Source organism: Cytobacillus sp. ABV4_503 (assembly GCF_056158445.1).
On the sequence record NZ_JBSWTH010000001.1, the window covers coordinates 1,542,141 to 1,560,706 of the forward strand.

The following is an 18,566-nucleotide window of genomic DNA, read 5'->3' on the forward strand; positions in this document are numbered from 1 at the left end:
GTTAAATGGAAAAAATGCCAGAAGAACAAGAGACACCCAAAACCAGCAGGTTTCAATGGTTTATATTCGCTTTCCTGATTCCGATTCTTTTCGGAATAACAGTGGCCCTGCTGGTTTTTACATTATCAGGAAACAATATTTTTGAAACAGCCAGAGAATATAGCCAAAAAGTTCCATTTTTAGCTTCCGTTATTGATGGGGATAAATCCCATTCGCAGGAGGTAATGGAGGAGCAGCTCATCGGACTGCAGGCAGAAGTTAAAGATCGAGAAGCAAGGATATCTCAGCTGGAAAGCCAGCTTGACAGCAAAGATCTGGAATTAGAAAGAGCAGGACTCGAAAAGCAGAGGCTGGAAGAAGAAATCAGCGAGCTTACGGCTATAAAGGAAGAAAACAAGCGAGCATTTAAAGATATCGTAAAGACCTATGAAAATATTTCCGCTAAAAAAGCAGCACCCATTTTAACTGAGATGAAGGATGAGGAAGCTGTAAAAATATTATCAAATGTTAATTCTGACACGCTGGCCGCCATTATGGAGAAGATGAACCCGGAGGATGCCGCACGTTATACTGCACTCCTGACCGCTGCCAAAGAAAAAAGCGGATCGGATAATTAACAAAAAGTCTTGAGAGGAGGTGAATTTAAGTGCAAATCGGAGGATTAGGATTTATTCAGGCACAATATTCATCCGAAGCTAAAAGATCTCTGCAAGATACAAGCAGAACTGGCTTTGGGAGTCTTTTCTTTTCTTTAACCGGAACCGCCAAACCGCAAGCAGAATGCTTACCTGCATCAGCTGATGAGGAAAAGATCGAACAGTTAACAGAATTAATGGAGTTTCTTAAAGTGAGTGAGATCACCGAATTAGAAAACGGAAGCGAGCTTCTGGAGAAGATTTCCTTTCAAACAGAATCTGGCATCATAGAGGTCATTTCAGAGCAGCTGAATCTTTCACAGGAAGAATTGGTGCAGATGCTGGAGGGGTTTATGGACCAGGTTCTGCCAGGTGTAAAGCTTGAAGATGTATATTCTAATGAAGATATAGGTGATGGCAGCAAAATCCAATTATTAATTTCAGCAATTTTAAATTTTGATCAAAAAGAAGGTATCATCCTGCAAGGGAAAGATTTTAGCGGAGCACTAAAAGTTTTGAAATTGTATGACATTCTGTCTGCAAAGAAGGATTTTTTCAGCAGCAAAATAAATCTGAAGGAATTTCTAAATTATGTCCAGGTAAAAATTGATGGGTTAATAAACAGTACTTCTGTTGATAAAGGCAGTATTATACAAAAAGTTTTTGCCCCGCTTGCAAACGAATTAAATTCTGCAAAGCCACAAAATAACTCAGCTAATGAAAATTCGGGTCAGGCAGCCATTAAGATCATTAACAGACCGGAAACTGCTTTGCAGGGATTTATTCAGGTTCAATCATTTTCAAAACCGGAACAGATGTCTCTGCTGAATCCGCAGGGAAGGGCAGTAAGTCCAGATCAGCTTATGCATCAATTTGAGAACATATTATCCAAGAGCAGCTTTCTCAAAACAGGAGGAACACAAAAGTTGTTTATCAAGCTGAATCCTGACCATCTCGGAGCGCTGCGCATAGAGATTATTCAAAAGGACTCTGCGATGATTGCCAGGATTCTTACATCAACTGGCTCAGCAAAAGAAATTCTTGATTCACATATTAATGGCCTAAAGCAGGCTTTCAGTTCACAAAACATTCAGATTGAGAGAATTGAAATCTCTCAGCAAATGACGCAGCAGGATCGCTCCTTTAACAGGGACCCCCAGCAGCAGGAACAGAAGCATCAGCAGAACAAGAATGAAAATAATCAGCAGCAGCCTGAGAGTGAATTTAACAGCTCTTTTGAAGAAGCCCTTCTTAATACAGAAGCATAGGAGTGATAGTAATTGGCAAACACAATAGATTCTTCCCTAATGCTATCAAACTACCAAAGCCAAAACCGCAAAACGGGCTCAGATATATTAGGCAAAGATGATTTTCTTAAGATTCTAATGACACAGCTGCAAAACCAGGATCCTATGAACCCTATGCAGGACAAGGACTTTATTGCACAGATGGCAACCTTTTCGTCATTGGAGCAGATGACTAATATGAATAAGACGATGGAGAAGTTTGTTCAAGCCAATGAGCAAAATCAATTAATTTCATACAATCAATTTGTGGGGAAGGATGTTACATGGCATAAACTTAAAGAGTCAGATGATCCAACTCAGCCTCCCACAATTGAAGAGGGCAGAGGGAAAATAGCTTCTATTCAGTTTAAGAATAATAGTGTTGTATTTATCTTAGAAGACGGCACAAATCTGGAACCAGCAAATATTTCAGAAGTAAATGAAGCATCAAATGATAGTCATATACTGCAGGCGAGTTTGATGATTGGCAAAAAGGTTACTTTTTTGGATGCTAATGATAAAGAGGTTACTTCCCTAATCAAGTCAGTTTCTTTTAGAGACGGCAAGACACTTTTCCAATTAGATGATGGAGAAAAGAGTATAACAGCGTCACAAATTATAGGTGTCGAATAACCAAAGGAGCGTGGTTGGATGGATAAATTGATGTTTCGTCCGATCCATACACAGCATGTAGTCACCAAACAGGCAAAAGCTGTTCCTACAGCATACCAGGTGCAAAATGGTTTTTCAAAACATTTACAGACTGCCCTGGAAAATAACAGCACACTAATTGTCAGCAAGCATGCTGAACAGCGGATGAACCAAAGAGGCATAGAAATTACAAGCGACCGCTGGCAGCAAATTGAAAATAAAATCCATGAAGCAAAAAAGATGGGCGTAAATGAATCCCTTGTAATACTAAAGGATGCGGCACTCGTTGTCAGCGCAAAAAACAATACTGTAATTACTGCTATGGATCGACAAGAAGCAGGTGCTCAAATATTCACCAACATTAATGGAACTATTATTCTTGATTAAATAAACAAGGCTGGACCTTCATAAAGGAAGCCTGGGCTGCGGACTGACAGAAGCAGCCAATAAAGAGAGGAGCCATTTAAGATATGCTACGTTCGATGTACTCAGGAATAAGCGGAATGAAAAATTTTCAGACGAAGCTTGATGTCATTGGGAATAATATTGCGAATGTAAATACATTCGGCTATAAAAAGGGCCGCGTAACGTTTAAAGATACAATGAACCAGACAATTTCTGGAGCAAGTGCCGCACAGGATAATCGCGGTGGTAAGAACCCGATGCAGGTTGGACTTGGTACAACACTTGCAACTATTGATACGATTCATACTGGATCAAGTTTGCAGACCACCGGCCGCTCATTGGATCTGGGGATTGATGGTGATGGTTATTTTGTTGTAAGACAGGGTGATGCACAATTTTATACTAGGGCCGGTAACTTTTATCTAGATGATAATGGAAATCTCGTAAATGCAGATGGCCTTAAAGTCCAAGCTTATGGAGTTAATCCAGCAACAGGAGATGTAACAAATCAATTAGGAGATATTGCAGTAAATGTAAATTCTATTATGTCACCAACACCTACTTCAAATATTCCTATTGAGGGGGCACTAAGTGCGACTGCTACTGAAGACTACGAGTATATGCAACAAATAAAAGTAGTCGATTCGAAGGGTGTTTCCCATACAGTGGAGGTTACGTTTAAGAAATTAAACGTTGCGAACCAATGGAATGTTTCAGTTAATGGAACGAGTGCCGGAAATATTAACTTTCAAAACACTCCTCCTACTGGGCCAATAACATGGCCACTAGATTTAGATGGTTCTGGAAATCCAGATACAATAACTCTTGATATATCCAAACTTGTGCAAAATGGAAATCAATCAAATGCGTTAGTTAACCCTAATGGAAATACTGAGGGTTCTCTTGAGAGTTTCAACATTGGAGCAATGGGTGAAATAAATGGTGTTTATTCAAATGGTTTAGTTAGGACACTTGGTGTCTTAGCCTTAGCGAAATTCAGTAACACCTCAGGTCTTACAAAAGCTGGAAACAATCTTTTCCAGGAATCTATTAACTCAGGTACGGCAAATATCAACGTAGCAGGTGAAGGACGAGGCTCAATTGCTTCGGGCTCTTTGGAAATGTCCAACGTAGACCTTTCAGAAGAATTCACTGAAATGATTACAGCTCAGCGCGGTTTCCAGGCTAATACCCGCATCATTACAACATCAGATGAAATCCTGCAGGAGCTTGTTAATTTAAAACGATAATCTAAAGGAGGGTCAGGGCTGAAGGCACAGAATTCTTTAGCCCTGGAAATGACATTGATTAAAGTATCTCGCCTGAACGGCAAATCATTTGTATTAAATGCTTTGTACATAGAAACAGTAGAATCTTTTCCAGATACGACGATTACGCTCACTAATGGAAAGAAGTATGTTGTAAAAGAATCTGAAGATCAAGTAATGCAATCGATTTTAGGATTCTATCAATCTGTTAATCTTCTGGGGCAGCTGGCGGAGGGAAATGAAAATGAAGAACAATAAGCTGTTAATGATAATGTTAATGATGCTTGTAGCGATCACACTTGTAGGAGCTATTGCCCTGGTGATTGTAATGAAATTTTCGGGAGATGATGAAACAAAAGAGCCGACCATTGATGATGTACTGGAAGCCTCTGTTGATATCCCGCAAATAACAGCCAATTTAGCGAGTGATGATTATATCAGGATTTCTTTTAAAATCCAGACTGAAAACAAAAAAGCTAAAGAGGAATTGCAGAAAAGAGATTTTCAGGTGAAAAACCTTATCATTCAGGAATTGTCTGAAATGAAAGCTGAGGATATACAGGGGAAAGAAGGTCAAATCAAGCTGCAGGAAGATTTGAAAGCCAAAATTAACGGTTTAATGCAAGAAGGAAAGATCGTTCAGGTGTACATTACTGAATCTCTCCTCCAGTGATAATCAAATAACTAACTGCAATAAATGGAGGTGAGGATTCATGTCAGGTGAGGTTTTATCGCAAAGCGAGATTGATGCACTGCTTTCCGCTCTCTCTACCGGAGAAATGGATGCAGATGAGCTGAAAAAAGAACAAACAGAGAAAAAAGTAAAAGTTTATGATTTTAAGAGAGCATTAAGATTCTCTAAAGATCAAATTCGCAGTTTAACAAGAATACATGAGAATTTTGCCAGGCTCTTAACCACCTTTTTTTCTGCCCAGCTGAGGACCTATGTGCAGATATCGGTTGCTTCTGCAGATCAGATACCATATGAGGAATTTATCCGGTCCATTCCGAAAATGACAATACTTAATGTAATCGAAGTGCCGCCTCTGGATGGAAGAATTCTTATGGAAGTGAATCCAAATGTAGCCTATGCCATGATGGACAGGCTGATGGGCGGCAGGGGGACAAGCATAAATAAAGTTGACAACTTAACAGAAATTGAAACAAAAATCATGTCTGCTACATTTGAAAGGGCATTTGAAAACCTAAGGGAAGCCTGGAGCACAATCGCGGATATTGATCCGCTTCTGGCTGATTTTGAGGTGAATCCGCAATTTCTGCAAATGGTCTCACCGAATGAAACAGTCGTCGTTATTTCATTAAACACGACTATTGGGGAAACGAGCGGGATGATTAATATATGTATACCTCACGTGGTTCTTGAGCCCATAATTCCCAAGCTGTCTGTACATTATTGGATGCAGACTGACAAAAAGGAAAGGGAGCCTGAGGTCATTGCCCGGCTTGAACGAAATATTCATAAAGCGGAAGTTCCAGTCATATGTGAACTCGGCAGTTCCGACATAGCCATTCAGGATTTCCTATCTCTAGATATTGGTGATGTCATTGAGTTAAATCAGGGAATTGACCAGTCGCTCACTATTAAAGTCGGGAATATTCCAAAATTCATCGGTCAGCCTGGAAAATTGAACAAAAAAATGGCCGTGCAAATTTTAGACACAGTGAAAGGGGGAGATGAGGATGATGAGTGATGATATGCTTTCACAAGATGAAATTGATGCTCTGTTAAGGGGAGCAGCTGACGACAGCGATGAAACAGAAAGTTATAATGAAGCATTTTTTCAAACCGAAGATTATCTGTCCCATATGGAGCAGGATGCGTTAGGGGAAATCGGCAATATCTCTTTTGGAAGCTCTGCAACAGCATTGTCTACGTTATTGAATCAGAAAGTTGATATTACAACTCCAGCTGTTTCAGTTGTCTTGCGTCAGAAATTAGCTGAAGAATTCCCACATCCTTATGTAGCAATTCAGGTGAATTATACAGAAGGTTTTTTCGGAAGCAACTTGCTTGTAATTCAGCAGTCTGATGCAGCCATCATTGCTGACTTGATGCTTGGGGGAGATGGAACCAATCCGGCTGAACTAATGGGGGAAATTCAGTTAAGCGCGGTTCAGGAGGCAATGAACCAGATGATGGGTTCTGCAGCAACTTCGATGTCAACCATCTTTGGAAAAAAGGTTGATATTTCACCGCCGGCAATTGATATTCTCGATTTGCCGCAGGGAGAAGGTGCTGATCGAGTTCCTGCTGATGACATGCTAATAAGAATTTCATTCCGATTAAAAATAGGAAGTCTGATCGACTCGAATATTATGCAGCTGCTTCCTCTGGAATTTGGAAAAAGCCTAGTTAATGAATTATTAAATCCGGGTCAGGATCTTCCAGAAGATAGCGCTGTTTCTGATGAGAAGACAGCGGCTCAAGTACAGCCCGATTATCAGGAAAGCCAGCTTTCGTTTGATCAGAAAAATGAAGTACACTCAGGCAGATTTGACCAGCCATACAGTCAAACAGGTTATTCCGGAGAGCAGACGGCATATTCACCGCCGGTTATGAATCAGGCATCAAACAATCAAAGCTATATACCGGCTCAAAACCAGGCTCAGCAATCCGGTCCGCAGCATTTCGGAGGCTCTTATTCAAATGGAGTGCAGCCGAATGTACAGCCGGCTGCTTTTTCGAGCTTTGAACCATACCACATGCAGGAGAATGAAACAAAGAATTTAGATATGCTTTTGGACATACCGCTTCAGGTAACGGTCGAACTCGGAAGGACCAAACGCTCCGTTAAAGAAATTCTTGAACTGTCTTCCGGATCGATTATTGAACTGGATAAACTGGCAGGGGAACCTGTTGACATTCTGGTTAATAACCGATTAATCGCACAGGGTGAAGTGGTTGTCATTGATGAAAACTTTGGTGTGAGGGTTACAGATATTATCAGCCAGAGCGACAGAATAAAAAAACTAAGATGATAAGCGGGGGTTATTAAAATGGCACATAAAATATTAATAGTTGATGATGCAGCTTTTATGCGAATGATGATAAAAGATATTTTGTCCAAGAATGGCTATGAGGTAGTGGGTGAAGCTGCTGACGGTGCACAAGCTGTTGAAAAATATAAGGAAACTCAGCCTGATCTTGTCACAATGGATATAACCATGCCGGAAATGGATGGAATTACAGCTCTAAAAGAAATCAAAAAATTAAATCCGAGTGCAAAAGTCATTATGTGTTCTGCTATGGGCCAGCAGGCAATGGTCATTGATGCCATTCAGGCAGGTGCCAAGGATTTTATCGTAAAACCTTTCCAGGCTGATAGGGTACTTGAGGCAATCGGCAAAACTTTGGGCTAGTGATAATTCTTTTTAGAGGGTGCAAAATGGTGTTGAATGTAAAGAAAGTAATTTCTTTGCTGCTGTTGTTTTCAATTGTTCTGCCGGGCGTGCAGCCGCTGGCCCAGGCAGAGCAATTGAATAATAGTGTTAAAGAATGTATGGAAAATCCCAAGGAATGCGAAAAGCAGGAAACAAAGGAATCAAAAGATTCAAAGACAGACGAAGGGCAGACTCAGCAGGATGAAAGCGGCAAAATTGGTCTTACTTTCTGGGACTTTATAAAGATGATTTTAGCAACAGGTTTCACTATCGGACTTTTGTATGCTCTTCTAAAGTTCATTAACAAAAAAAGTAAGGTATATAACAGGTCGCAGTTAGTTGAAAACCTCGGTGGTACAGCTTTAGGTGCGAACAGGTCAGTTCAGCTGATAAAAGTGGGAAATCGCATTTTTGTAGTAGGGGTAGGAGAAAATATTCAGCTGTTAAAAGAAATAGACGATTCGGAAGAATACAGTCAAATCATCAAAGAACATAATGACAAACTGGAACAGCTTATCCGTCCAAGCGATATTGTGACAAAGGTGATGAAAAGAACACAGCAAACAGAAGGAAGCAAGCAAGGCAGCCCGAACTTCAGCTCGCTGCTCGGTATTCAGCTGGATGAGATCAAAAAGGGCAGAAAGAAACTGTTTGATGAGTTAGAAAGAAAGGGCCAGAAGAAAGATGAATGAATTCATGGAGTTTTTTAATAGCAGTTCTCCTGAAAATGTATCTGCATCTGTGAAGCTTTTTTTATTGCTGACGGTACTTTCTCTCGCGCCAAGTATTCTAATTTTAATGACGTGTTTCACAAGAATTGTCATCGTTCTTTCCTTTGTCAGAACGGCGCTGGCTACTCAGCAGATGCCACCGAATCAAGTTTTAATCGGCTTATCCTTGTTCCTGACATTTTTTGTAATGGCACCGACAATGCAGGAAGTGAACGAACAGGCTTTAACACCTTTATTTAATGAAGAAATAAATCTGGAAGAAGCTTATAACAAAGCTTCAATTCCTTTTAAAGAGTTTATGAGTGCCCACACAAGACAGAAAGATTTGGCTTTATTTCTTGAATATTCCGGGGCTGAGACGCCATCTTCCATTGAAGATATCCCGCTTACGAGTCTTGTTCCGGCGTTTGCCATCAGTGAAATCAAAACAGCTTTCCAAATTGGTTTTATGATTTTTATTCCATTTCTCGTTATCGACATGGTTGTCGCCAGTGTATTAATGTCCATGGGGATGATGATGCTTCCACCAGTCATGATTTCTTTGCCGTTTAAAATATTATTATTTGTACTTGTAGACGGCTGGTATTTAGTTGTTAAATCCCTTTTACAAAGCTTTTAAGCAGGTGAACATTCAGAATGACTCCAGAAACCGTTATATCCATTGCAGAAAGAGGAATTATTACCGTACTTATGATTTGCGGTCCCTTGCTAATTCTGGCTCTAGTAGTCGGCTTGGTTGTCAGCATCTTTCAGGCAACAACTCAAATTCAGGAACAGACGCTGGCATTTATTCCTAAGATCGTAGCAGTCCTAGTAGGTGTTGTTTTCTTTGGGCCATGGATGCTTAGCCATATGCTCTCCTATGCAAATGAAATTTTCTCTAATTTGACCAGGTTTGTTGGCTGATGACATGTTAGATTTCCTGCCTTCTTTTCCTGCCTTTTTACTTATTTTTGTTAGGGTGACATCTTTCTTTTTAATGATGCCCCTTTTTTCATACAGATCCATTCCGGCTGCACATAAAATCGGCCTTGGCTTCTTTCTGGCATGGATAATGTTCCTGGGAATGGACGTGCCAGTGATTGAAATTGACGGCACTTATTTTCTTTTAATAATTAAAGAATCATTAGTAGGGCTGATGGTCGGATTTATAGCGTATTTGATTCTTTCTGCAATTCAAATTGCCGGGGGATTCATTGATTTCCAGATGGGTTTTGCCATTGCAAATGTGATTGATCCTCAAACAGGTGCACAAAGTCCATTAATGGGCCAGTATTTGTATACGATAGCTCTCTTTTTTCTATTAACTGTCAATGGGCACCATTTAATGCTTGATGGAGTATTCTACAGCTATCATTTTATCCCTTTGGATCAGGCATGGATTTCTTTTGGGGATGAGGATATGGCTGAATATGTTATAAAAGCCCTGAATACGATGTTCGTTATTGCCTTTCAGATGTCCATTCCTGTTGTCGGCAGTCTATTTCTTGTAGATGTCGCATTAGGGATTGTTGCAAGGACAGTTCCGCAGCTAAATGTTTTTGTCGTCGGCCTTCCTTTGAAAATTGGCGTAAGTTTTATTGTTCTAATCATTGTAATGAGCATATTAATGTATGCTGTATCCCTTGCGTTTGAAACGATGCTGCAGACAATGAGAGGGCTTATGGAGCTTATGGGAGGTTCTTAGAATGAAGTTTTTGCTCTCTTTAGATCTTCAGCTTTTTTCCGGAGAAAAAACAGAAAAAGCCACTCCGAAAAAGAGGCAGGATTCCAGAAAAAAGGGGCAGGTAGCAAAAAGCCAGGATGTAAATACAGCCATCGTCCTAATTGCGGTGTTTCTGTTTCTGCTGTTTGCCGGATCGTATTTGAAGAATATCATCCTATATATTTTTACGCACTCATTTAATGATTATATGAGGATGCCGCTGACGGAGGCGAATATACAGGTAATCTTTCTCGATGTCTTAAAGGAATTGATTCTTTTTTTAGGTCCAATCATGCTGGTTGCTATGCTGGCGGGTATTGCTGCAAACTTCATGCAGGTGGGCACTCTTTTTTCAACAGAAGCTATACAGCCTAAAATGGAGAAACTGGATCCAATAAAAGGATTCAAGCGGATTTTTTCCATGAGAGCAATTGTGGAGCTGTTGAAGTCGATGCTCAAAATAGCTTTTGTGGGTGTCGCTGCATTTGCTGTTTTATGGCTAAGAATAGATGAAATATTAATTCTCTCGCAAAAATCGGTTGGAACGGCGATGGCCACTCTTGCCAGCCTGACCGTTCAAATGGGTTTGATTGCTTCAGCGGCACTCTTGTTTTTATCCGTGCTGGATTATCTATATCAAAAATATGATTTTGAAAAGAACATTCGAATGTCAAAACAGGATATTAAAGATGAGCACAAAAATATTGAAGGGGATCCATTAATTAAATCCAAGATTAAACAGAGGCAGCGGGAAATGGCGATGAGAAGGATGATGCAGGAAGTCCCTAAAGCGGATGTGGTCATCACCAATCCAACTCATTTTGCCATTGCCCTGAGCTATGATGAATCCAAAAGTGATGCCCCCATTGTGGTAGCGAAAGGCGTTGACTTTGTTGCCCAGAAAATTAAATTAATTGCCAAGGAACATGATGTGATTGCTGTTGAAAACAGGCCGCTTGCCAGGGCACTATACAGCCAGGCGGAAATAGGGCAGGCCATCCCTGAGGAATTTTTCAAAGCTGTCGCAGAGATTTTAGCTTATGTGTATAGAACCAAAAACAAAATTTAACCAGAGAAATATTTATTAGAAATAGCTGGTCTTAGGGGGCTGTTGAATGGCTGCCAAGGCGTTTTCACTATTTGTGAAATAAAAAGAGTATTGATCTTTGAACTGTGATAACTGTCTAGCTCCAGCGCCTACCCCCTCGAGGTGTCGGAGGTGAGCAAGGCACTTGCGCTTTTCTTGTAAGGAGAGAGTTTCGATGCAAGTAAGAGACTTATCAGTATTGATGAGTGTAATTCTAATAGTAGCCATGCTTATTATTCCTTTTCCGCCTTGGCTTTTAAGTGTACTGATCATTATTAATATTGCGCTTGCACTTATGGTTTTGCTGACAGCCATGAATATGAAGGAAGCGCTCGAATTTTCCATTTTTCCTTCATTAATATTGTTAATGACTTTATTCAGGCTTGGGTTAAATGTTTCTACGACCAGATCCATTCTATCAGAAGGGGAAGCAGGGAAAGTTGTTGAAACATTTGGCTCTTTCGTAACAGGGGGAAACGTCATTGTCGGTCTCGTTGTATTCTTAATACTCATCATTATCCAGTTTATCGTCATTACTAAGGGATCTGAGAGGGTTTCCGAAGTAGCAGCGCGTTTTACACTTGACGCGATGCCAGGTAAACAAATGAGTATCGACGCAGATTTGAATGCAGGTATGATTTCTGAGCATGAAGCCAGGGAACGCCGCGAAAAAATCAGCCGTGAATCTGATTTTTACGGTTCGATGGATGGTGCCAGCAAATTTGTAAAAGGTGACGCTATTGCCGGGATCATTATAACTCTAATTAACCTTCTATTCGGTGTGGTCATTGGGATGATGCAGCTCGGACTTCCGTTTGGAGAGGCAGCCATGAAATACTCGACGCTAACGGTTGGTGACGGAATTGTCAGCCAAATCCCGGCACTGTTAATATCCACTGCAACGGGTATTGTGGTAACAAGGGCAGCATCTGATGGAAATATTGGTAAAGATATTACATCCCAGCTGTTTGCTTATCCGAAAATGTTATATGTTACTGGCGGTACTATTATTCTTTTAGGCTTACTGACTCCAATCGGGCTCGTACTAACCTTGCCGATTGGCGGTTTAATGATTTTCGGAGGTTACACGATTGCAAGGACTCCTCAGCCTGATAAGGAACAATTGCTGGAGATGGAAGAAGAAATTGAAACCGACGAAATGAAAAGTCCTGAAAGTGTGGTTAACCTTTTAAATGTAGATCCAATTGAATTCGAGTTTGGCTATGGGCTAATTCCACTTGCTGATACAAATCAGGGCGGCGACCTTCTGGACAGGATTGTTATGATCAGAAGGCAGCTGGCAATCGAGTTAGGGCTTGTCATACCTGTGGTAAGGATCCGTGACAATATTCAGCTGCAGCCGAATGAATATAGATTGAAGATAAAAGGAAATGAAATGGCACGCGGCGAGCTTCTGCTCGATCATTATTTAGCCATGAGTCCTGGTATAGAAGATGATAGCATCGAAGGTATTGATACGATTGAGCCATCATTTGGTCTGCCAGCTAAATGGATAACAGAAGAAATGAAAGAGCAGGCAGAAATATTTGGCTATACAGTCGTTGACCCGCCATCTGTTGTGTCTACTCATATTACAGAAGTAATTAAAAGCAATGCCCATGAGTTATTAGGCCGCCAGGAAACAAAACAGCTGATTGACCATGTCAAGGAAAGCTATCCAATCCTTGTTGACGAGGTGACCCCAAATCCATTGGCAGTGGGTGAAGTTCAAAAGGTACTTGCAAAATTATTAAGAGAAAATGTTTCCATCCGGAATTTACCGGTTATTTTTGAAACACTTGCTGATTTTGCAAAGGCTACCAGTGATACTGACCTTCTTACCGAGTATGCCCGCCAGGCATTGGCCAGACAAATTACTAACCAGTTTTCACAGCAGGGTGACTCCATAAAAGTCGTAACCCTATCAGGGAAAGTCGAGAAAATGGTTGCAGAAGGCGTTCAGCAGACAGAGCATGGCAATTATTTATCCATGGACCCAACGGTATCGCAGAATATCCTGGAATCCATTGCATCGCAGGTAGAACAGCTCTCACTGATGGAGCAGACGCCAATTGTCCTTTGTTCTCCTGCAGTCAGAATGTATGTAAGGCAATTAACAGAAAGGTATTTTCCGCAAATACCGATTCTTTCCTATAACGAACTGGAAGCAAATGCGGAAGTTCAAAGTGTCGGGGTGGTGAATATTGATTGAAGGTAAAAAAGTTTATGGCAGCATCGATGCCTGATGCGATGAAACAAATCCGTGCGGAGCTAGGCAAGGATGCTGTAATTCTAAATTCAAGAATAGTATTTACCGGCGGAGTCCTAGGTTTTTTTAAGAAGAGGAATATTGAAGTGATGGCCGCGGTAGACTCGAATCAGGAATTAGAGCAAAAGCCAGCAGTAAAGCCTGCTGCGGTTCCGTCTCCTTTAGACCATAACAAGTGGAATGAAAGAGAAGCTCAATTTTCCAGTTCGAAAACTTCAGATGAGCTGATTAGGGAGATAAGCAGCCTGAAAAAGATGATGTCATCTTTGACCAGTACAAAGCAGGCAAGTACTGTTTACCCTGAAGCGATAAGAGAAGTCCTGTTCATTCTTGATGAGCAGGAAATTGAAAAGTCCGTACAGGATCTGGTGCTTCAAGGGCTAATGGAAAAGTGGTATCTGTGCAAAGGGAACGCTAAGGATTCTGAAATAATGGCCTGGCTGCACGATGAACTAATAAAGCAAATTGAGGATATTCCATTCAGCGGGATTTCTTTCAGCAAAAAATATATTAATGTAGCAGGTCCAACAGGTGTAGGAAAAACTACTACATTGGCAAAAATGGCAGCAGAGTGTGTAATTAAACATAAAAAAAAGGCTGCATTTATCACAGCAGACACATACAGGATAGCTGCAATCGATCAATTAAAAACCTATGCAAGTATCCTGAATGTACCTTTGGAAGTTTGCTACACAATAGAAGATTTCAGACATGCAGCCGATAAACTGAAAGAATATGACTTGGTTTTAATTGATACAGCAGGGCGGAATTTCAGAAACAAACAGTATGTAGAAGATTTAAAGAATGTCATTGATTTTGAGAATGATATGGAAACCTTTTTAGTGCTTTCGCTTACCGCGAAACAAAAGGATATGGAAGATATCTATAACCAGTTTTCCATTATAGACATTGATAAGCTTATCTTCACAAAGGCAGATGAAACCTCAACTTATGGTTCCATGTATAACATAATTCACAAATATAAAAAAGGTGCTGCTTATATTACAAATGGACAGGATGTTCCTGATGATATCCTGATGGCAGGGCCAGAGGTTATTGTTACTCAACTAATGGGGAATAAGAAATGAACGATCAGGCAGAAAGGCTAAGAGCCAGGCTGAAAGAAGTAGACAGCCGAAATCATCAATTTAAAACAATAGCAGTTGTAAGCGGAAAAGGGGGAGTAGGGAAATCTAATTTTTCATTGAATTTTTCCATTTCCCTATGCAAAAACGGGCACAGGGTATTGTTATTCGATTTGGATATTGGTATGGGAAATATTGAGATTCTAATGGGAAGGTCGGCTAAATATTCAATTGCTGACTTTTTAGAAAAAAATATCCCACTGAAAAATATTATTTCTGAGGGACCTCAGGGACTTGACTATATTGGCGGAGGGTCTGGCCTTTCGCATTTTGTGAAACTGGATGATGAGCAAATTTCCAGATTCACAGGAGAACTTGCTGATCTCATTCAAAATTATGATTATATCATCTTTGATATGGGTGCTGGCATTACAGAAGAATCGGCGAAGTTCATACTCTCAGTCCAGGAAATTGCGGTTATTACTACACCCGAACCAACGTCAATCACTGATGCATACTCAGTAATGAAGCATATACATCTTTTGGATGATAATATTCCATTTCATTTGGTCATTAATCGATCTGAAGGAGAGAGAGAAGGGCAGGAAACGTATAAGAGGATTTCTGCTGTCGTCTCAAGATTTTTAGGGAGGAAAGCTGACCTCTTAGGAATCATTCCGGATGATCGCAGCTTACAGCAGGCTGTTAAACGGCAAGTCCCTTTCATTTTGCATCATGGGAATTCAGCGGCTTCGAAAGCAATTCGGAATATGACTGAGAAAGTTGGCGGAAGGCCTATCGGCCATACTGGTGAACTCCATTCTGCCCAATTTATTACAAAACTGAAAAAATTTCTTTTTAATAGGGGGTGAATCAGCATGAAGATAGTCAGAGTGCTTGTAGTAGATGATTCAGCCTTTATGAGAAAACTGATAGCGGATTTCCTTTCTGAAGATGTCAGAATTCAAGTTGTCGGTACAGCCAGAAATGGGGAAGAGGGACTAAGGAAGATAAAAGAATTAAATCCTGACGCAGTAACCATGGATGTTGAAATGCCGGTTTTAAATGGCCTGGAAGCTCTCAAAATTATCATGAAGACCATGCCGGTCCCTGTAGTAATGCTTTCAAGCACCACGAAGGCAGGAGCTGAAAACACCCTCACAGCTATGGAATATGGTGCAGTAGATTTTATTGCGAAGCCATCAGGTCCAATCTCACTGGACCTGCATAAAATAAAAACTGAATTAACTGAAAAAATAGTACAGGCGAGCAATGCTAATTTGAAAGGGCTGGTTAAATTTTCAGCTATTGGAAAAAAATCTGCCGTACTTCAGCAAAATTATAGTAAAATAGAACCATGTCAATCTATACAGATCAGCCGATCTGCTTCCATACCGAACTCAAACTCAAATCTCAGAAAGCTAGTTTGCATAGGTACTTCGACAGGCGGACCGCGTGCTCTTCAAAGAGTGCTGAGTGACCTTCCTGGAAATCTTAGTGCACCGGTCCTGGTTGTACAGCATATGCCTGCCGGATTTACGAAATCGCTGGCAAGCAGATTAAACGGTTTATCAGATTTAACGGTAAAGGAAGCTGAGGAAGGGGATATTCTTCAGAACGGCACGGCATATATAGCTCCAGGTGGCTTTCATCTGACTGCAGCAAGATCAGGCAATGATCTTGTTATTCATCTGGATGATTCACCGCCAAGGAACGGACACAGGCCATCGGTTGATGTGATGTTTGAGTCATTAGGTGAAATTAATGGGATTCAAATAACTGCTGTTATCATGACAGGAATGGGTGCAGATGGAAAAAATGGCCTGATGGCAATGAAGAAAAACGTTGAAGTAAAGGCCATTGCTGAATCAAAAGAAACATCGATTGTATTTGGAATGCCGAGAGCAGTGGTTGAGTCCGGTCTGGCAGATGATGTGCAGAATATTGAACGTATAGCAGAATCCATATTGAAATTTGTTTAAAGCCGAGGGGTGCAGGCACATGGAGATGAATCAATATTTAGAAGTATTTATTGAAGAAAGCAAGGAGCATTTGCAGGCGTGCAATGAACAGCTTCTTGAATTAGAGAAAAATCCTGAAGATATAAAAATAGTTAATGAGATATTCAGGTCAGCGCATACGCTTAAAGGCATGTCAGCCACCATGGGGTACGAAGATCTAGCAAATCTAACCCATCAAATGGAAAATGTGCTTGATGCAATCAGAAATCAGAAAATTAAAGTAAATGCTGAAATTCTGGATGTCGTTTTTCTGGCTGTTGATGATCTTGAAGCAATGGTCCAGTCAATTGCGGAAGGCGGTGACGGCAAAAGGGATGTTTCCGAAGCAGTAGAAAAATTAATGCTGATCGAAAAAGGGGAAAGTCCGGCACAGTCTTCGGCAAGAGCTGAAACGGCGGCAGCCATTGCAGAACCGCAAGGACTGATCAAGACTACATATGATGATTTTGAATGGACAGTTATTCAGCAATCGAAGGAGCAGGGCTTTGAGTCCTATGAAATATCAATAGCATTGCGGGCAGATTGCCTGCTGAAAGCTGCCAGAGTATATATGGTTTTTGAAGTACTCGAGAAGAGTGGGGAAGTGATCAAAGCAACACCATCAGTTGAGCAGCTCGAAGAAGAGCAATTTGATCAGGAATTCTCCGTAACAATTGTGACAAAAGAAACAACTGAAGCTATCCGTCAGAAACTCTTGAAGGTATCGGAAGTGGAAAGAATAGAAGTGCTGCCGCTATCTATGGGGGACTATAGCCTTCAGGAAGCTGTGAAAGTGGAAGAAGCTGCACTGCCTGCCGCAGAAGAGGTCGCAGAGGCTGCTTCAGATATGCCAAAAGAGGAGAAGAAAGCCACGGCAGCAAAGCAAGTCAGCAATAAAACGATTAGGGTAAATATCGAGAGATTGGATATCCTTATGAATCTGTTTGAAGAATTGGTGATTGACAGAGGAAGGCTTGAACAAATATCCAAGGAATTAAACAATCAGGAACTGCATGAAACGGTTGAGCATATGTCAAGGATCTCAGGAGACCTTCAGAATATTATTCTGAATATGCGAATGGTCCCAATTGAAACGGTTTTTAATCGTTTTCCAAGAATGGTCAGACAATTGGCAAGGGATTTAAATAAAAAGATCAATCTCGAAATTGTCGGGGCAGAAACTGAACTTGACCGGACGGTTATTGATGAAATTGGCGATCCGCTTGTGCACTTAATCCGAAATGCATTGGACCATGGGGTTGAAACACCAGAAGTCCGCAAAGAAAATGGAAAAAGTGAAGAAGGAAATGTCGTATTAAAGGCATATCACAGCGGCAATCATGTGTTCATTGAAATAGAGGACGATGGTGCAGGCATAAACAAAGATAAGGTTATTAAGAAAGCACTGAAAAACGGTATCATTACAGAGCAAACGGCTTCCACTCTAACGGACAAACAAGCTTATGAACTGATTTTTGCTTCTGGCTTCTCGACTGCGGATAAAATCTCAGATGTTTCCGGTCGGGGTGTGGGGCTTGATGTTGTAAAGAATACAATCGAGTCATTGGGAGGATCAGTTTCAATTGATTCAAAAGTGGGACAGGGATCCATTTTCTCCATACAGCTGCCATTAACCTTATCCATTATTTCAGTCATGCTAGTTGAGATTGAGAAGGAAAAATATGCAATCCCTCTATCGTCTATTATTGAAACAGCTATTATCAGAAAAGAAGACATCTTAAGTGCACATAATCAAAAGGTGATTGATTTCAGAGGAAAAGTGGTTCCGCTCCTTTCGTTAAAGGAAATCTTTGAGGTGCCATCCGAGAGTCTGGAAGACGAATTCATTTCTGTTGTCATTGTCAGAAAAGGGGAAAAGATGGCCGGGCTTGTTGTAGATTCCTTTATTGGACAGCAGGAAGTAGTTTTAAAGTCCCTTGGAAACTACTTAACCAGTGTGTTTGCTATTTCCGGTGCAACCATATTAGGTGATGGACAGGTGGCTCTGATAGTGGACTGCAATGCATTGATTAAATAAATTA

General features: G+C 40.8%; 20 protein-coding genes. All 20 read left to right on the forward strand.

Translation table 11 applies throughout. The features are described from left to right. The first annotated feature begins 5 nt into the window (after nucleotides 1–5). The 20 genes from ACXAD1_RS07840 (at nucleotide 6) to ACXAD1_RS07935 (ending at nucleotide 18,562) form a co-directional block, all read left to right on the forward strand. Nucleotides 6–617, forward strand: a complete 612-nt coding sequence (locus ACXAD1_RS07840; RefSeq protein WP_474909783.1) for a MotE family protein — start codon at nucleotides 6–8, stop codon at nucleotides 615–617. Nucleotides 618–646: 29 nt separating this feature from the next. After that, nucleotides 647–1,903: a flagellar hook-length control protein FliK gene (locus ACXAD1_RS07845; protein WP_474909784.1), complete on the forward strand. Its 1,257-nt coding sequence runs from the start codon at nucleotides 647–649 to the stop codon at nucleotides 1,901–1,903. Nucleotides 1,904–1,915: 12 nt separating this feature from the next. Further along, the gene (flgD, locus tag ACXAD1_RS07850; RefSeq protein ID WP_206836397.1) at nucleotides 1,916–2,554 is read left to right on the forward strand and encodes a flagellar hook assembly protein FlgD; all 639 of its coding nucleotides are present in this window, start codon (nucleotides 1,916–1,918) and stop codon (nucleotides 2,552–2,554) included. Nucleotides 2,555–2,572: 18 nt separating this feature from the next. Further along, the gene (locus tag ACXAD1_RS07855; RefSeq protein ID WP_370222780.1) at nucleotides 2,573–2,959 is read left to right on the forward strand and encodes a TIGR02530 family flagellar biosynthesis protein; all 387 of its coding nucleotides are present in this window, start codon (nucleotides 2,573–2,575) and stop codon (nucleotides 2,957–2,959) included. A gap of 83 nt (nucleotides 2,960–3,042) precedes the next feature. Further along, complete coding sequence (locus ACXAD1_RS07860; protein WP_370222779.1) at nucleotides 3,043–4,227, forward strand: flagellar hook protein FlgE; 1,185 nt, start codon at nucleotides 3,043–3,045, stop codon at nucleotides 4,225–4,227. Nucleotides 4,228–4,281: 54 nt separating this feature from the next. Beyond that, complete coding sequence (locus ACXAD1_RS07865; RefSeq protein ID WP_206836406.1) at nucleotides 4,282–4,503, forward strand: flagellar FlbD family protein; 222 nt, start codon at nucleotides 4,282–4,284, stop codon at nucleotides 4,501–4,503. Next, nucleotides 4,490–4,918 (forward strand): flagellar basal body-associated protein FliL, encoded by a 429-nt coding sequence (fliL, locus tag ACXAD1_RS07870; RefSeq protein ID WP_370222778.1) that lies wholly within the window; start codon nucleotides 4,490–4,492, stop codon nucleotides 4,916–4,918. Before ACXAD1_RS07865 ends, fliL begins: the two co-directional genes overlap by 14 nt. A gap of 40 nt (nucleotides 4,919–4,958) precedes the next feature. Continuing rightward, the gene (fliM, locus tag ACXAD1_RS07875; protein WP_206836413.1) at nucleotides 4,959–5,957 is read left to right on the forward strand and encodes a flagellar motor switch protein FliM; all 999 of its coding nucleotides are present in this window, start codon (nucleotides 4,959–4,961) and stop codon (nucleotides 5,955–5,957) included. Then, nucleotides 5,947–7,245, forward strand: a complete 1,299-nt coding sequence (gene fliY / locus ACXAD1_RS07880) for a flagellar motor switch phosphatase FliY (protein ID WP_370222777.1) — start codon at nucleotides 5,947–5,949, stop codon at nucleotides 7,243–7,245. Before fliM ends, fliY begins: the two co-directional genes overlap by 11 nt. Before the next feature lie 18 nt (nucleotides 7,246–7,263). Next, nucleotides 7,264–7,626, forward strand: coding sequence for a response regulator (locus ACXAD1_RS07885; protein ID WP_206836421.1), 363 nt, complete (start codon nucleotides 7,264–7,266; stop codon nucleotides 7,624–7,626). Nucleotides 7,627–7,652: 26 nt separating this feature from the next. Further along, on the forward strand, nucleotides 7,653–8,339 hold the full coding sequence (locus ACXAD1_RS07890) for a flagellar biosynthetic protein FliO (RefSeq protein WP_370222776.1): 687 nt from the start codon (nucleotides 7,653–7,655) through the stop codon (nucleotides 8,337–8,339). Next, on the forward strand, nucleotides 8,332–8,997 hold the full coding sequence (fliP, locus tag ACXAD1_RS07895) for a flagellar type III secretion system pore protein FliP (protein WP_370222775.1): 666 nt from the start codon (nucleotides 8,332–8,334) through the stop codon (nucleotides 8,995–8,997). The genes ACXAD1_RS07890 and fliP overlap by 8 nt, the downstream gene beginning before the upstream one ends. 17 nt (nucleotides 8,998–9,014) lie before the next feature. Further along, nucleotides 9,015–9,284 (forward strand): flagellar biosynthesis protein FliQ, encoded by a 270-nt coding sequence (gene fliQ, locus ACXAD1_RS07900; RefSeq protein ID WP_009330744.1) that lies wholly within the window; start codon nucleotides 9,015–9,017, stop codon nucleotides 9,282–9,284. Between the two features lie 4 nt (nucleotides 9,285–9,288). Beyond that, entirely contained in the window at nucleotides 9,289–10,065 is a 777-nt protein-coding gene (gene fliR, locus ACXAD1_RS07905) for a flagellar biosynthetic protein FliR (protein WP_370222772.1), read from the forward strand. 1 nt (nucleotide 10,066) lies between these two features. Next, a complete protein-coding gene (flhB, locus tag ACXAD1_RS07910) occupies nucleotides 10,067–11,152 on the forward strand; it encodes a flagellar biosynthesis protein FlhB (RefSeq protein ID WP_474909785.1) in 1,086 nt (361 codons plus the stop codon). A 193-nt stretch (nucleotides 11,153–11,345) separates the two neighbouring features. Then, nucleotides 11,346–13,382 (forward strand): flagellar biosynthesis protein FlhA, encoded by a 2,037-nt coding sequence (flhA, locus tag ACXAD1_RS07915; protein WP_370222768.1) that lies wholly within the window; start codon nucleotides 11,346–11,348, stop codon nucleotides 13,380–13,382. After that, the gene (gene flhF, locus ACXAD1_RS07920; protein ID WP_370222766.1) at nucleotides 13,379–14,527 is read left to right on the forward strand and encodes a flagellar biosynthesis protein FlhF; all 1,149 of its coding nucleotides are present in this window, start codon (nucleotides 13,379–13,381) and stop codon (nucleotides 14,525–14,527) included. Before flhA ends, flhF begins: the two co-directional genes overlap by 4 nt. Continuing rightward, a complete protein-coding gene (locus tag ACXAD1_RS07925; RefSeq protein WP_370222764.1) occupies nucleotides 14,524–15,396 on the forward strand; it encodes a MinD/ParA family protein in 873 nt (290 codons plus the stop codon). Before flhF ends, ACXAD1_RS07925 begins: the two co-directional genes overlap by 4 nt. 6 nt (nucleotides 15,397–15,402) lie before the next feature. Then, nucleotides 15,403–16,506: a protein-glutamate methylesterase/protein-glutamine glutaminase gene (locus tag ACXAD1_RS07930; RefSeq protein WP_474909786.1), complete on the forward strand. Its 1,104-nt coding sequence runs from the start codon at nucleotides 15,403–15,405 to the stop codon at nucleotides 16,504–16,506. 19 nt (nucleotides 16,507–16,525) lie between these two features. Further along, on the forward strand, nucleotides 16,526–18,562 hold the full coding sequence (locus ACXAD1_RS07935) for a chemotaxis protein CheA (protein WP_474909787.1): 2,037 nt from the start codon (nucleotides 16,526–16,528) through the stop codon (nucleotides 18,560–18,562). Nucleotides 18,563–18,566: the final 4 nt, after the last annotated feature.